Source organism: Halomonas korlensis, assembly GCF_900116705.1.
Taxonomy (GTDB): domain Bacteria; phylum Pseudomonadota; class Gammaproteobacteria; order Pseudomonadales; family Halomonadaceae; genus Halomonas; species Halomonas korlensis.
Window position 1 is genome coordinate 1 of sequence record NZ_FPBP01000017.1, and the last position, 13,992, is coordinate 13,992.

Genomic DNA, 13,992 nt, shown 5'->3' on the forward strand with positions numbered 1-13,992 from the left:
AGAATCGAGTAGGAGGGGGAATTGCTTCCCCCGTCCTCTCACACCACCGTACGTACGGTTCCGTATACGGCGGTTCATGAAGAACGAGTAAGCCCTCTCACCGTTTCGAGTACCGAGATCAGGCCCCACTGGTCAAACCACTTCCGCGGCAAGGCCTGATTCATGTGCGAGGCACCCGCATTCCACCAAGGGCCTCGCCCGTTTCCCGCTGACTTCCACGCACGGTGTGCCTCCAGACCTAGCGCCTGTAGTTTGCGGCGTCGGGTCCCCGGACGTTTCCACTGCCGCCAGAGCAGGCAGCGCAGCCGGCGGCGTATCCATCGATCCAGCACTTCCAGTGGGCGTTTCACATCGACGAGGGAGAAGTAGCTGGCCCAGCCCCTCAGGACCGGGGTCAGCGCTTCGATGACCCGTCGGAGGTGACGCCCCCTGCCGCGCCTCAGGATCTCGCGGACACGCTGCATCAGGCGCCGCAGACTGGTCTTGGCCAGGCTCAGCCGTGGCTGTTTGTGCCGGGTCAGCGTGTAGCCCAGATACCCTCGGTGCCAGGGGCGAGCCACTGCACTCTTGGCACGATTGACCGTGAGCCGAAGTGAGTTCTCGAGAAAAGCACTCAGGCTGGCCATGACGCGCTCGCCCGCCCGCCGACTCCTGACATACACCTGCACGTCATCGGCGTAGCGGCAGAAGCGGTGGCCCCGACGTTCCAGTTCCTTGTCCACGTCGTCCAGCAGGATATTCGCCAGTAGCGGACTCAGCGGTCCGCCCTGGGGCGTTCCCTGCCGGCGTGGCGCGGCCAGACCCTCCTGGAACATCCCGGCTTCCAGATAGCGGCGGATCAAGCGCAGCACCCGCTTGTCACGGACGCGGCACGCGACCCGCGCCATCAGCAGGTCATGGTTCACCCGGTCGAAGAAGGCTTTCAGGTCGAGGTCGACCACCCAGCGGTGGCCGGCGCCAACATGGGCCTTCATGGCCGAGACGGCCTGCTGGGCGCTGCGCTTCGGGCGGTAGCCATAGCTCGATTCGGAAAAGTCCGGATCGAAGATCGGCGTCAGCACCTGCAGCAGCGCCTGCTGGATCAGCCGGTCGGTGACCGTGGGAATGCCGAGCTGCCGCGTCCCGCCTTTTGGCTTGGGGATCGCGACGGCTCGGACCGGGCTGGGGTGGTACTCACCGGCCAACAGCCGCTCGCGCAGCGTCGGCCATTGCTGTTTCAGGTGGTCAGCCAACTGGTGCACCGTCATGCCGTCGGCACCCGGTGCACCTTTATTGGCGACCACCCGATGGTAAGCCCGCGCCATGTTGGCCTTCTCTACCACGGTCTCCATGAGCGGGGCGGGCTCCGCTTTCGTCCACGATGCCGACGCCGGGACCGTCTCGACGCCCACCGGCCGGGACTCGGGGTTCCGCCCCTGCCCCTCTGGGTGGGTGACGGTATCAGCGTCACTTGCTGTCTTCACGATCGATCCTCGAGACGTCATCGCCTACTCGCGGTTCTTCATGTTCGGCCCTTGGTGCCGCGGTGAACCGGCACTTACTATGGCCTCTGCTGACGTCTGGTGGCCCATCCCGTCGCCTCTCGACGTCGGTAGCACCATGGCAGACCACCAGACCTCCCAGGGTAAGACGCGCGACCTTCCCGCTTATGCCTGTCGGATTTACGTCACGACGTTCCGTGCAAGTATCGGGCTTTGGTGATCAATGCCACCTCGCCCCGCCATGCCGCCTCGTATCCGCTTCCTGTTCGTCAGGCCAGCGTTTTGCCTCGGGCTGCCTTCAGATTCCCCCTCGCGGGAGACACCCTTGCCGTCGGCTAGCACTTCCCCTTGCCGGGCGTGCAGGGGACTTTCACCCCCAAGTCATCCCGAGGCACCACCCTCGGGAACAGCGCCGTCAGGCGCCACGCGCCATGCCTGGCGCACATATAAAAAGGGCAAGGTATCCACCCTGCCCTTAGGAGATAAATGCACGGTTTACTTTGCTTCGCTAGCCTCGCTAGCCGTTAAGTCATACGGTTCCCTATTGCCTTTAACTCATTACATAGAGAACCGACAAGCAAGCAGGATTACTGTGAAGACGCTTCGGACAGTGTCATATCACTATCTACTTGAGTGTAATCGTCTTCATTGTAATCTTCAGATGATTGTTCGATTTCATCCTGAGTGCGGTTCGTCTTGAGTACCAAGTCCTCACCCTGCATTTCCATTTCGTCGAGGGCCATGGCAATTTCCGTCCGGCCGATACCCAGGAATCCGCCTACCCCGACGATGACGTAAAGATCCCCGCTCTGGTTGTGTTGCGAGATCTGCGAGACCTCACCGATCTCCTCGCCATCCTGATTGTTGACGGTCATGCCTTCAAGGTCGCTGACCTGCATAGACATCAGGGCGCTGTCTGAGCTGGATGTCGTCTCTTGCTGCTGCTGCGCCTGATCCTGCTGGTCTTGTTGCTGCTGATCTTGTTGCTGCTGGTCCTGCGACTCTTCCTCGACGGTCACCTCGGGCTCACCGGAACTCTCGACAGTCACCTCGGGCTCGCCGGTGTCTTCCACCGTAACCTCGGGTTCGGCTTCCTGGATTTCTACATTAGGTTCGGGTTGATCAATCGTCACTTCCGGCTCGGGTTGTTCAATCGTCACTTCCGGCGGCTCTTGTTCCACCGTGACATCCGGCGCTTCCTGATCTACCTGGACATCGGCGGGCTGTTCTTCGACTTGAACCTCCATATCGTTCTCTTGATCAGGAGATGCCTGCCCGGAAGAGGGTTGTTGCGTTTGCGTTTGGTTTTCTTGGTTTTCCGCGTCAGGTGGGTCCTGCGCCCAGGTACCCATTGACAAACCGGCAGAAATTGCACCGATGGCAATCGCTAGTGCTGTCCTTTTCATAATGCTCTCCAATTAAGCCGTGCCTCCTAAAGCTAGACCACTCTCGCGGATAAGGGAAAGGAGCCGAGATTATTTTTATATATCCCAAATAACGCTTATTTAGCATATAAGGTGGCTCAGCTTTAGTTGCGTACGAATATGCATTGCCGGTCCTCCTCGTCATGTCAGTCATGGGACGATTACCCTTTCTCACCTGATAGCCTTTAAACGCTATTTAGTTGATAAATGCCTCTAAAAGGCTATGATGAAGCGTTTGCCAGCCAGGAGAGACTCCATGTCTCGACGTATCGCCGTGCTCACCGGCGACGTGATCGACTCGCGCCGGGTGACTGACGCAGCGCATCTCTACCACGTGCTGGATGCTACCCTGGCCACGCTTGCCAAGCGCCATGCAGGCCGCGGCCAACGCTACCGGGGTGACGGCTTCCAGCTGGTTCTGGCCGATGCCGGCCAGGCCATGACAGCCGCTATCCAGCTGCGTGCCGAGTTGATCCGCCACTCCGAGCCGCATCAGCGCTGGGATGCGCGTATCGCCATCGCAATCGGAGAGGACAACTGGCAGGCCACCCAGGCCATCACCGATGCCGATGGAGAGGTCTTCGTACGCTCGGGCCAGGCGCTGGACGCCATGGAAACGCATCACTTGACGCTCTCGCTGATCGAAGCAGAGCAAGATGATTGCCTGAGCCTGATAACGCGGTTCGTTGACGACCTGGTTGACGGCTGGTCGCGTTATTCCGCCGAGATCGTCTTCCTGAGTCTGCAACAGTCGGTCACGCAACAAGCGCTGGCCGAGCAACTCGGTATCCGCCAGCCAAGCGTTCACAAGCGCCTGCGTGCCGCCCGCTGGGCACTGCTTGCCGACACTCTCGCCTGTTTCGAAAAGCGTCTTGCCGATCCGGATTTCCGCTCATGAACGCCGCCGACTTATCGTTATTGTTTGGACTTGTCCTCGCCCACCTGGTCGGTGATTTTGTGCTCCAGCCCGGCGGCTGGGTCGAGGAGCGCTACCGACTCAAACAGCGCTCGCGCAAACTGGCCCAACACGCGTTAGTGCATGGGCTGCTCGCCGCCGGGGTACTGATGATCGCCGTCCTCAACGCACCCACCCGCGGCCCCTTCGCGATATTGCTGGCAAGCCTGGCCCTCGCGGCAAGCCATTGGCTGATCGACGTGGCCAAGGCCCACGTCAATCCGCAGCAGTTGCGCTGGTTCCTGCTCGATCAAGCGCTGCACCTGCTGGTGATCGTCACCCTCTGGCTGAGCTGGATCGCTAGCGGGCAACCACTAGTCGTCGCCACGGTGTGGTTAATGACGCCCCAGATACTGGGACTCGCCACGGCCTATCTGCTGGTCACGCGGCCAATGTCAATCGCCATCGCCTTGGTGATGCGGCGCTGGAACCACCAGCTCGAGGATACCGGCACGCTCGCCGATGCCGGCGCCCGCATCGGGATGCTGGAGCGTTTCCTAGTCCTGACGCTGGTCCTGCTCGATCAGTTGATCGCCGTGGGCTTTTTGCTCGCAGCCAAATCAGTGCTGCGCTTCGGCGACCTGCGCGAGGCGCAGGACCGCAAGCTGACCGAGTACGTACTGCTGGGCACCCTGCTGAGCGTGTCGGCGACTCTGATCCTCGGCATGTGCGTGCGCCAGCTGCTCGAGTGACCAGGCACGAGCGAGCAAGGCATGGAGAAAAATCTGAGAATAGAGGCGTGGGCGAAGTGTGCCCCAAACAAACGCAAACCCGCCAGGCGTCGGCATTGACGGTTCCGGGCGGGCTTGGCATCGGTTTGTGGATGTGCAAAATCTCGGCTTGTTATGCCATGGCGCGACACTCTTCCGCGCAGCGCTTGCAGGCCTTGGCGCACTCTTGGCAGTGGTTGGCGTCATGCTTGGCGCACTCATCGCCGCACTTCTGGCAGATGTCGGCGCAGACACGGCAGAGATCGCCGGCAAACTCGCTGCCCTGCGCCATGAAGGAGGCGGCTAAACGACAGATCTGTGCGCACTGCATGTCCAGCCGAATACACTCCGCCATTTTCTGGACGTCGTCTTCCTGCAGGCAGGATGCCGCGCACCGGTCGCAATAGGCAGCGCAGATATGACAGGCTTCGATACATGATTGATATTTTCCAAAATCCATTTCGGACCTCCTGAGCTGTTTCGCGATGAATGGCTCGCGATCGATAGCTCGTAGTGATGGCTTTACATAGAGTGATGTCTTTACCTGCGAGGAACAACACCTGTTCCTGCATCTTAACCAGTAGTCAGCCAACAAGACTGCGTCAAGACGCAGCGGGCTCGGCGATGGCAAGCTTTTGCTGCCATCGGTACCTGCCCGTACAATGCGCTCACTGCCGCCGCGCCACGACCTGCGCGGCCCTACCTCAAGAAGAGCTCAAGGAAACGCCGGAACCATGCGCGCCACCCAACTGTTGATCGCCACCCTGAAGGAAACGCCTGCCGACGCGGAAGTCATCAGCCATCAGTTGATGCTGCGCTCGGGCATGATCCGCCGTGTCACGTCGGGGCTGTATACCTGGTTGCCGCTGGGCCTGAAAACCCTGCGCAAGGTAGAGCGCATCGTACGCGAGGAAATGGATCGCGCCGGCGCCCAGGAAGTGCTGATGCCGGCGGTCCAGCCCGCCGAGCTGTGGCAGGAATCGGGACGCTGGGAGCAGTATGGCCCCGAGCTGTTGCGCCTGAAGGACCGCCACGACCGCGACTACTGTGTTGGTCCCACCCATGAAGAGGTGATCACCGACCTGGTGCGCAAGGAAATCGCCAGCTACAAGCAACTGCCCACTAACTTCTACCAGATCCAGACCAAGTTTCGCGACGAGATCCGCCCCCGCTTCGGGGTGATGCGCTCGCGCGAGTTCATCATGAAGGATGCTTACTCGTTCCACGTCGACGAGGCCTCGCTCGGCGAGACCTACCAGATCATGTACGACGCCTATACGCGCATCTTCACCCGCCTGGGCCTGGATTTCCGCCCGGTGATTGCCGACAACGGTGCGATCGGCGGCACCGGGTCGCACGAGTTCCACGTGCTGGCCGACTCCGGCGAGGACGCCATCATCTTCTCCACCGAGTCCGACTACGCCGCCAACATGGAGAAGGCCGAGGCCCTGCCGGCACCCGCGGGAAGCCACCCCGAGCGCCCCGCGCCGGGCGAGGAAATGCGCCTGGTCGACACCCCCGATGCCCGGACGATTGCCGCGCTGGTCGAGCAGCACGGCCTGCCCATCGAGAAGACCCTCAAGACCTTGATGGTGCATGGCGAAGAAGGCGGCTTGGTCGCCCTGCTGGTGCGCGGTGATCATGAGCTTAACGAGGTCAAGGCCGAGAACCTCAGCGGTGTCGCGACGCCGTTGACCATGGCCACCGAAGCGGAGATTCGCGCCGCGGTGGGCGCCGGCCCCGGCTCGCTCGGCCCGGTGGACCTCGAGATGCCGATCATCATCGATCGCAGCGTGGCCTTGATGGGCGACTTCGGCGCCGGTGCCAACGTCGACGGTAAGCATTACTTCGGCATCAACTGGGAGCGCGACGTGGCGCTGCCCCGGGTCGCCGACATTCGCAACGTGGTCGAAGGCGACCCCTCGCCGGACGGCAAGGGTGTGCTGGCGATCAAGCGCGGCATCGAAGTGGGCCATGTGTTCCAGCTGGGCAAGAAGTATTCCGAGGCGATGAACGCCACGGTCCTCGGCGACGAGGGCCGCGAAATCCATCCGTGGATGGGCTGCTATGGCATCGGCATCACCCGGGTAGTGGCTGCGGCGATCGAGCAGAACCACGACGCCGCCGGCATCATCTGGCCCGATGCGCTGGCACCCTTCCACATCGCGCTGGTACCGATGAACGCGCACAAGTCGCAGCGGGTGCGCGAGGAGTCCGAACGGCTCTACCAGGCGCTGACGGCCGCCGGCTTCGAGGTGCTGCTGGACGACCGCGACCTGCGTCCCGGCGCCAAGTTTGCCGACCATGAGCTGATGGGCCTGCCCCATCGCCTGGTGGTCGGCGACCGCAGCCTCGACAAGGGGGAACTCGAATACAAGGGACGCCGCGACAGTGAAGCCACCATGGTGCCAGCCGAGCAGATCCTCGACTTCCTGGGGGAACGCGTCGCGCGCTAGTCGCGTCGCAGCCATCGTCCTGGCGACGCTGACCGCGCTGGCGGCCGGTCAGGCGCTCGCCAGCGACACGACCTTGACGGATAGCGCGTACGACGAACAGACCCAGGCGCCGCGGGTGCGCGTATTACCCGAGGCGCCCGCCTCCTTGCGCACCACGTTGGAGGCCTCGTTATCCGCGCCGCGCTCGCCGGCCAACGTCTGGGCCGCGCGTCAATGGCTCAACGACATGGAACCGCGCCTGGCCCGCTTCGTGAAGGACCCGGCATTGCGCGTCGCCCTGCTGCGGCGTGTCTATCACGAGGCGCAGCTCGCTCGGCTCCCCCCCGAACTGGTGCTCGCGGTCATCCAGGTGGAGAGCGCCTTTCAGCAGGAAGCCGTCTCTTCGGCCGGCGCCGTGGGCCTGATGCAGATCATGCCGTTCTGGATTCGCGAGCTGGGCCTGCCCGCCGACGATCTCAAGGATGCCTGGCGCAACCTGCGCTACGGCTGCACGATACTTGCCCACTACCTGGCCATTGAAGAGGGCGATTTCACCCGCGCCCTGGCCCGCTACAACGGCAGCCTGGGCAAGACCTGGTATCCCGAGAAGGTGATGAGCGCCTGGCAACGCCACTGGCGCTCGCCGGTAACGGGCTCGCCATGGTGATACCAGCTCGTCATGTCGACGGCATCACAAAAAAAAGCCGACCCAATTGGGTCGGCTACCGGGGGAATAACTCCCCCACCCCTGACGACTGATTCGCCGGTCGAGTGACTCGGCTCAATGTTTCTTCTTGCGGTGGTCGCGGACGATGAAGGTGACCCAACCGCCTAGAAAGGCAATCATCATCGCGACGGTGACCAACCCGAAAATAACGGCGTCGTCCCAATACATGTATGTTCTCCCGTCTCGATGTGGTGGAAGAACAATAACGCTGTATGGCGGGAGCGTTTCTGACCTGAATCAAGTTTATCGCCAGGCGGCCAGGCAACCCACCACGCACCTTGATCCAGAGCAATTTCTTGCACTTTCACCTCATTCACGACGCCAGAAAATGGCTTCGACAGAGAGCGGCCGCGCCAGGCTTAAAGCACCTTGCGATCCTCCACCTCACCGGGCTCGGTGCCCGGCGGCAAGGGGTGACCCTTGGCCAGTTCGGCGCGAGTTGCCTCACGCACTTCGAGAACCTGCAGCCGGTAACGCAGAGTATGGCCGGCCAGTGGATGATTACTGTCGATCAGCACGGCGTCGTCGCGAACCTCCAACACGGTGATCACTTCCGGCCCGGCGTCCCCCGGTGTCTGAAACCGCATCCCCGCGCTCAGATCGTCTACCGGGAAGGCATCGCGCCCCACCTCGCGCACCAGTGATTCGTTACGCAGACCATAGGCCTCGACCGGCATCAGAGTGACGGACAGCTCAGCACCTTCGTCCTGGCCAGCGAGGGCGCGCTCGAGACCGGCGACGATGTTGTGATGGCCGTGAAGGTATTCCAGTGGCTGCTCGCGGGCGCGGGAGTCGTCGAGGACCTGGCCGTCGGTGCCACTGAGGGCATAGTGGAGTGTCACGACTCGCTGGGGAGCGATACGCATCGTAGTCTCCTGAAACGTGAAAGGGAGAATTAACATCTACTTGACGCTGGATATTGCGATAAGGAAAAGAGCTTCAGTCCCGCCGCCGCAGGTGTTCGACGGGAATATCCAGGCGCTGTTGCTGGTGGAGCATATTGAGCAGCACGATGGCACGCTCTTCTCCCTTGTGGCTGGTGAACACGCCCTGCAGGTCCTTGAAGGGTCCCTCGGTGATCTCCACCATCTCGCCGGCACGAAAATACAGATTGACCGACGAGTCCTGGCGCTCGTTGCCGTGAACGCGCAACGTCTCGATCAGCGCATCACCCACCGGCACCGGGGTGCCGAAGCCGAAGGTGACGATCTTGAGCACGCCGCGAGTGGAGCGGATGGGCCGCCAATTGCTGGCCAGGCGATCGAGCCGAATAAACAGATAGTAGGGAAAGAGCGGCTCGGTGATCCATTCGAGCTTGCCGCGACGCTTCTTCTGCACCTCCAGCACCGGATGAAAGACCTCGTAGCCCTGATAGCCGAGGTGGTCTGCCGCGCGAAAGGATTCGCCGCCCTTGCACTGGATCACATACCAGCGCGGGATAGCGTCCTGATCATTCTCCGGATTGTCGTCGACTACGCTCATGTGGCTCCTTGTCGGGTTTCCTGCTGGCATCACTGTCGGGGCTCTGCAACAATCCAGGCGCACGCCAGGGTGACTGGCCCTGTGGGACGACACGCGTCCCGGCGACCAGCCCTTCAAGTTTATCATCCGAGCGGGCAGCCTGCGTGCCCCTCGTGACACGCCGCAAGGAGAGTCATCCGACATGCCGATTCCCATCGCCCGCCGCAGCTGGCGCGAGGCCCTGGCCATCTATCTGCGCGCGCCGGTCATCACCATGCTGTTTCTCGGCTTCTCGGCGGGCCTGCCCTTCCTGCTGGTCTTCTCGACACTGTCGGCCTGGTTGCGCAGCGATGGCGTCGAGGTGGCGGCCATCGGCTTCTTTTCATGGATCGGGATTCTCTATTCGATCAAATTCTTCTGGGCACCGGTCGTTGATCGCACGGCGCTGCCATTGCTCACCCGCCTGCTTGGTCAACGCCGCGGCTGGATGCTGCTCGCCCAGGCCATCATTGCCACCGGTCTGGTCGGGTTGGCCAGCCTCGACCCGCAGGACAACCTGGCGCTGGTGGCAGCCTTCTCGCTGATGGTGGCCTTCGGCTCGGCCACCCAGGACATCTCGATCGACGCCTTTCGCATCGAGTCGGCGCCCGACGACATGCAGGCGGCCATGGCCTCGACCTACATCATCGGTTATCGCGGCGGCTTGCTGGCCGCCGGCGCCGGCGCCCTCTATGTGGCCTCGTGGATTTCCTGGGAAGCGGCCTACCTGAGCATGGCGGCGCTGGTGGGTATTGGCGTGATCACGGTATTGGTACGCCCCGAACCGCAGAGGTTGTCGCTGACCACGCACTTGATTCACGAGCCGCGGGTGCGGGCTTTCCTGCGCGCCAGCCGCGGCAAGCCACGCTGGCTGCGCCGGTTGGGCGCCTGGCTGATCGGCGCGGTGGTCTGTCCGTTCACCGACTTCTTTACTCGCCATCGGCGCAAGGCGCTGTGGCTGCTGCTGTTCGTGGCGGTGTATCGCATCAGCGACCTGGCCATGGCTTCGATGGCCAACCCGCTGTACATCGACCTGGGCTTTTCGCTGGCGACCATTGCCAATATCACCAACATCTTCGGCATCGCCATGAGTATTGGCGGAGGCATTCTCGGCGGCCTGCTGGTGGCGCGTTACGGCATCGGGCCGATACTCATCCTGGGGGCGACGGCGGCCACACTGACCAACCTGCTGTTCGCGGCCCTGGCCCTCGCCGGGGCCCACCTGCCGATGCTGGTGATGACCATCGTCGGCGACAATCTCTCCAACGGCCTGGCCAGCGCGGTCTTTATCGCCTTCCTGTCGAGCCTGACCTCGCGGGCCTATACCGCCACGCAATATGCACTTTTCTCGTCACTGATGACGCTGCCGGGCAAGTTTCTCAGCGGTTTCGGCGGCCTGGTGGTTGCCGCGGATGGCTACGCCACTTTCTTCGTGATAGCCACGGCGCTGGGCCTGCCGGCGATTGCCCTGGCGATCTGGATCAGCCGCGACCACAACCTGGTGCCGCCACCTATGCCTCGCGCGGCCTGAGCCTGCCTGAACCTTCCTGAGCCGGCCGGGTCGCCTCGATGCCGTAACGGGCGAGACTCAGCGGCGGCGCGTCGTCTCGGCGAGGCGCGAGTTCAGCCAGGCCAGCGCCCCCGGCGTCACGCGCCACTGATCGCGCATCAAGGTACGGTACTGCCAGGCCTCGTCGCGGCTGCCAGGCTCGGCGGCGTCATCGTCCCCCATCGGCGTCGTGCGGGCTTTCTCGCTGCACAGGATGCCCAGCGCATGCGCATTGTGGCTCACCGCCTCGTCCAGCGCGGCCTCAGCGTCCTCGCGACGCTCGAGACGAAACAGTGCCAGCACGCGACCCATCAAGAGTCCCAGCGGGGGTTCGTCGGTATCGTCGTTGGCAAGCTCGCTCTCGCTCATCTCGAGCGCCTCGAGATCACGCCCTTCACGCAGCAGCTGGTCGAGCACCAGTTCGCGCAGCCCCAGGCTATCCTGATCGTCCAGTGACAGCAGGTGTTCGGCAAGCTCGCGCGAGCGCTGACGCGCGCCGCGCTCCATGCCGACTACCAGGGCGAGACCGGTGCGCAACAGCACGGCGTTATCGGCATCGTCCCAGCTGAGCGAGCCGTCACCTTCGGCGCGGGCCTGCTCGAGCCAGCGCTCCAGACGGTCGGCCAGCGGCGCGAAGAGACTCGGCGCCATCCACGGCAGGCTGCCGAAGCGGCTGGTCAGCGCCAGCGAAAGCCCCTGCAGCACCCGCGGCGAATCCAGCCATTCGGGATGGCGGCAGAGCTCATTCAGCCAATCACCGGCACGTTGCCAGGGGTCGTCATCGAAGCCCATCGGCGCATCGCCCAGCACCTCGGACTGGAACTGCGCGTGCCAGGCGGCGAACAGCGTGTCTTCGCGAGCGCTGGCATGGTACTCGAGTGACCCCGTTTCGCCCTGGTGGATGCCCAATCGTGGGGCGACCGGCAACACCTCGAGCAAGGCCTGCAGCGCCGCCAGGGGCCCAGCCAAGTCTTCCTCGGCATTGAGCAGCTGCTCGGCCAGGGTAGCACCGGGATTCTCGGCCAGATCGGCGAGGAACTGCAGCTGGTCGGGGTCCAGATCACCCTGGCGCGACAGGCGACGGAACCAGAAACCGGCACGCTCGGCGGCTTCGCGTTCATGCCCTTCATGGAGCAGCAGCATCGCCTCGATATAGGCAAGCGTGGGAGAGTCCGGCAGGGCCTGCTGGGCACGCACGAAGGCCTCGCGCGCGCTGTCCAGGTCGTCGTTGTCCAGATGCATCAGGCACAGCCGCTCGAGGGCCACGCCGCGCAGAAACAGCGGTCCACGATCGAGAATGTCATCGAGCAGCGCCGTGCGCTTGCGATGAAAACCGCGTTCCTGGTAGAGATCGACGAGGATCTCGAAGGCCGGCTCGGCCTGTTCGGGCAGCGCCGACCAGTCACCGTGCGCGAACAGCGATTCGAGGATTCGCTGGGCGCGCCCTCGCTGGCCGCTTTCGGCGGCAATCAGGCCGGCCTCGAGCAGCGCCTGAGCCGGCGCCCGACCGCTTGCGAGCGCCGCCTTGAACACCGGCCCCTTCCAGTCGCTGAGCGAGAGCATCCACATCAGATGATCGGGAATATGCCCGGGCAGGGTCACGGCGCCGCAACAATCCTTGGTCATGCGGCCTGAATCACACCAGCACGGTTCGAGGCGCCCCGGACGAGCCAGGGTTTCGCAGGCAAAGTCGAGCCTCGCCAGCGGGGTCTGTGACCACAGTTCCGGCGCCAGCGCCTGGGCCAGTGCCGGATTGCCTCCGACTAGGGCCGGGCCTTCGCGTCGCGCCCAGGCCATCAGGCTCGGGTAACGCTCGTCTTCGCGAATGGCTACCAGCGCCCCCGAGGCAAAGCCAAGCAGTTGTTCCACCCAAACTGCCAGCATCGCAGCCTCCGCAATCCACAAAACGCCATAGTCTACCAGTCCGCGGCGGCGCTGGGCAGGCGGCAGTCAGCGACGTTGGATCGCCGCCAGCAGGGGCTGGGTACGCGCGTGCATGTCGAGCCGAGCGCCGAGGCGCACCAGGTTCCAGTAATGGCCGTTGAGCGTACGCGACATTAACAGGGTATCCGCCGGCGGCTGCAGACGATCCATGGCGGCCCAGACCTTGGGGCTCAGGTCGCGCAGGCGGCGATGGACCCGGACGTCGCCGAAATCCTGCTCGCCTGGCTGGAACAGCGCTGAGATAGCTTCGGCGGCCTCGCGATAAAGCGACAAGGGCGCCCCCTGCCCTTGTCGCCCGCCCAGTTCGAGCATGGCGGTATCCATGGCCATGGGATCGCCTTCAAGCGTGGCCTCGAGCAGGTGCATCATCGCCACCAGACGCGCCTCGGGCACGCGAATCACCGCGCCGAGGTCGTAGATCACCAACCGCCCCTGGTCGTCGGCGGCGAAGTTGCCGGCGTGGGGGTCGGCGTGCAGCTCACCATGGGTGAAGAGCTCCTCGGTGAGCCAGTCGGCCAGCGTGGTGGCGACGGCCTGACGCCGGGCATCGTCGGCCGATTCCAGGTCGCGAAGTGGCGTGCCGGCCACGTAACGCATGGCCAGCACCCGCGGGCCAGAGACCTCGGGCAGCGGTTCGGGAATCACCAGGTCGTCTCGATGCACGTAGCGCTCGCGATAGCGCGCCAACGCCTCGGCTTCGGCGTGATAGTCGAGCTCGCCGCGCAGGCTGGCCGCGAGTTCCTCGAACAAGGCGTCGAGCCGCGCCTGGGGTACCTTGAACCAGCGCCCGAGCCGCAGCAGGCGACGCACCTGGACCAGGTCGCTTTCCAGTACCTCGGCGAGCCCGGGATACTGCACCTTGAGCACCAGCGTCGCGCCGTCGTGTGTAACGGCACGATGCACCTGGCCCATGGACGCGCTGGCGAAGGGACGCGGTTCGATCTCGCGAAAATGCGTGTCGAGACTACCGTACTGCTCGATCAGGGTGCGACGTATGCTTTCCCACGGCATCGGCTCGGCCTGGCGCTGCAGGCGCGCGAGCTCCTCGGCGAGGTCCGGTGGCAGGAGGTCGTCCCATTGCGACATGATCTGCGCCAGCTTCATGGCCGGTCCCTTGAGCTCCGAGAGCCCTTCGAACAACGCCTCGCCCAAGGCTCGCCAGTCGGCCTGGCCACCCAGGCGGGTACGAATCATCGCCCCGCCGGTACGGGCACCGAGCCCCATCAGGCGTCGCGTCCGGCCACGTTCGCGCATGGCATCTCTCCTG

Annotated in this window: 13 protein-coding genes; 5 read left to right on the forward strand and 8 right to left on the reverse strand. The window is 63.6% G+C overall.

Annotated elements, in window-relative coordinates:
• Positions 1–74 precede the first annotated feature (74 nt).
• Both ltrA and BM341_RS17250 read right to left on the reverse strand, forming a co-directional pair.
• Positions 75–1,463, reverse strand: a complete 1,389-nt coding sequence (gene ltrA / locus BM341_RS17245; protein ID WP_245784247.1) for a group II intron reverse transcriptase/maturase — start codon at positions 1,461–1,463, stop codon at positions 75–77.
• Positions 1,464–2,068: 605 nt separating this feature from the next.
• Positions 2,069–2,887 (reverse strand): PRC-barrel domain-containing protein, encoded by an 819-nt coding sequence (locus BM341_RS17250; protein WP_089797300.1) that lies wholly within the window; start codon positions 2,885–2,887, stop codon positions 2,069–2,071.
• A 274-nt stretch (positions 2,888–3,161) separates the two neighbouring features.
• Here BM341_RS17250 and BM341_RS17255 point away from each other — a divergent pair, with 274 nt between their 5' ends.
• Complete coding sequence (locus tag BM341_RS17255) at positions 3,162–3,803, forward strand: hypothetical protein (RefSeq protein WP_089797301.1); 642 nt, start codon at positions 3,162–3,164, stop codon at positions 3,801–3,803.
• Entirely contained in the window at positions 3,800–4,552 is a 753-nt protein-coding gene (locus BM341_RS17260; protein ID WP_089797302.1) for a DUF3307 domain-containing protein, read from the forward strand. The genes BM341_RS17255 and BM341_RS17260 overlap by 4 nt, the downstream gene beginning before the upstream one ends.
• 151 nt (positions 4,553–4,703) lie before the next feature.
• Here BM341_RS17260 and BM341_RS17265 read toward each other — a convergent pair whose 3' ends face one another.
• A complete protein-coding gene (locus tag BM341_RS17265; protein ID WP_089797303.1) occupies positions 4,704–5,030 on the reverse strand; it encodes a four-helix bundle copper-binding protein in 327 nt (108 codons plus the stop codon).
• Positions 5,031–5,304: 274 nt separating this feature from the next.
• Between BM341_RS17265 and BM341_RS17270 the strand changes: the two genes are divergently transcribed.
• Both BM341_RS17270 and BM341_RS17275 read left to right on the forward strand, forming a co-directional pair.
• On the forward strand, positions 5,305–7,026 hold the full coding sequence (locus BM341_RS17270; RefSeq protein ID WP_089797304.1) for a proline--tRNA ligase: 1,722 nt from the start codon (positions 5,305–5,307) through the stop codon (positions 7,024–7,026).
• 73 nt (positions 7,027–7,099) lie between these two features.
• Positions 7,100–7,672, forward strand: coding sequence for a lytic transglycosylase domain-containing protein (locus tag BM341_RS17275; protein ID WP_425432010.1), 573 nt, complete (start codon positions 7,100–7,102; stop codon positions 7,670–7,672).
• A 114-nt stretch (positions 7,673–7,786) separates the two neighbouring features.
• Here BM341_RS17275 and ccoM read toward each other — a convergent pair whose 3' ends face one another.
• The 3 genes from ccoM to rfaH form a co-directional block, all read right to left on the reverse strand.
• Positions 7,787–7,900 (reverse strand): cytochrome c oxidase subunit CcoM, encoded by a 114-nt coding sequence (gene ccoM, locus BM341_RS19690; protein ID WP_281246506.1) that lies wholly within the window; start codon positions 7,898–7,900, stop codon positions 7,787–7,789.
• A 191-nt stretch (positions 7,901–8,091) separates the two neighbouring features.
• Complete coding sequence (locus BM341_RS17280) at positions 8,092–8,598, reverse strand: FKBP-type peptidyl-prolyl cis-trans isomerase (protein ID WP_089797305.1); 507 nt, start codon at positions 8,596–8,598, stop codon at positions 8,092–8,094.
• A 73-nt stretch (positions 8,599–8,671) separates the two neighbouring features.
• Positions 8,672–9,214 carry a transcription/translation regulatory transformer protein RfaH gene (gene rfaH / locus BM341_RS17285; protein WP_089797306.1) on the reverse strand — a complete coding sequence of 181 codons (543 nt, stop codon included), beginning with the start codon at positions 9,212–9,214 and terminating at the stop codon, positions 8,672–8,674.
• Between the two features lie 181 nt (positions 9,215–9,395).
• On the opposite strand from rfaH, the gene BM341_RS17290 reads away from it, so the two are divergent.
• Positions 9,396–10,763, forward strand: a complete 1,368-nt coding sequence (locus BM341_RS17290) for an AmpG family muropeptide MFS transporter (RefSeq protein ID WP_089797307.1) — start codon at positions 9,396–9,398, stop codon at positions 10,761–10,763.
• A 57-nt stretch (positions 10,764–10,820) separates the two neighbouring features.
• Here BM341_RS17290 and BM341_RS17295 read toward each other — a convergent pair whose 3' ends face one another.
• Together BM341_RS17295 and BM341_RS17300 are read right to left on the reverse strand one after the other, a co-directional pair.
• On the reverse strand, positions 10,821–12,665 hold the full coding sequence (locus tag BM341_RS17295) for an SEC-C domain-containing protein (protein WP_089797308.1): 1,845 nt from the start codon (positions 12,663–12,665) through the stop codon (positions 10,821–10,823).
• 66 nt (positions 12,666–12,731) lie between these two features.
• Complete coding sequence (locus tag BM341_RS17300) at positions 12,732–13,979, reverse strand: ABC1 kinase family protein (protein ID WP_089797309.1); 1,248 nt, start codon at positions 13,977–13,979, stop codon at positions 12,732–12,734.
• Positions 13,980–13,992: the final 13 nt, after the last annotated feature.

Excerpts from the sequence above, each read along its gene's own strand:
- ccoM (WP_281246506.1), bottom strand. The coding sequence starts at position 7,900 with ATGTATTGGGACGACGCCGTTATTTTCGGGTTGGTCACCGTCGCGATG.
- BM341_RS17260 (WP_089797302.1), top strand. The coding sequence starts at position 3,800 with ATGAACGCCGCCGACTTATCGTTATTGTTTGGACTTGTCCTCGCCCAC.
- BM341_RS17290 (WP_089797307.1), top strand. The coding sequence starts at position 9,396 with ATGCCGATTCCCATCGCCCGCCGCAGCTGGCGCGAGGCCCTGGCCATC.
- BM341_RS17265 (WP_089797303.1), bottom strand. The coding sequence starts at position 5,030 with ATGGATTTTGGAAAATATCAATCATGTATCGAAGCCTGTCATATCTGC.
- rfaH (WP_089797306.1), bottom strand. The coding sequence starts at position 9,214 with ATGAGCGTAGTCGACGACAATCCGGAGAATGATCAGGACGCTATCCCG.
- BM341_RS17270 (WP_089797304.1), top strand. The coding sequence starts at position 5,305 with ATGCGCGCCACCCAACTGTTGATCGCCACCCTGAAGGAAACGCCTGCC.
- BM341_RS17280 (WP_089797305.1), bottom strand. The coding sequence starts at position 8,598 with ATGCGTATCGCTCCCCAGCGAGTCGTGACACTCCACTATGCCCTCAGT.
- BM341_RS17255 (WP_089797301.1), top strand. The coding sequence starts at position 3,162 with ATGTCTCGACGTATCGCCGTGCTCACCGGCGACGTGATCGACTCGCGC.
- BM341_RS17300 (WP_089797309.1), bottom strand. The coding sequence starts at position 13,979 with ATGCGCGAACGTGGCCGGACGCGACGCCTGATGGGGCTCGGTGCCCGT.
- BM341_RS17295 (WP_089797308.1), bottom strand. The coding sequence starts at position 12,665 with ATGCTGGCAGTTTGGGTGGAACAACTGCTTGGCTTTGCCTCGGGGGCG.
- BM341_RS17250 (WP_089797300.1), bottom strand. The coding sequence starts at position 2,887 with ATGAAAAGGACAGCACTAGCGATTGCCATCGGTGCAATTTCTGCCGGT.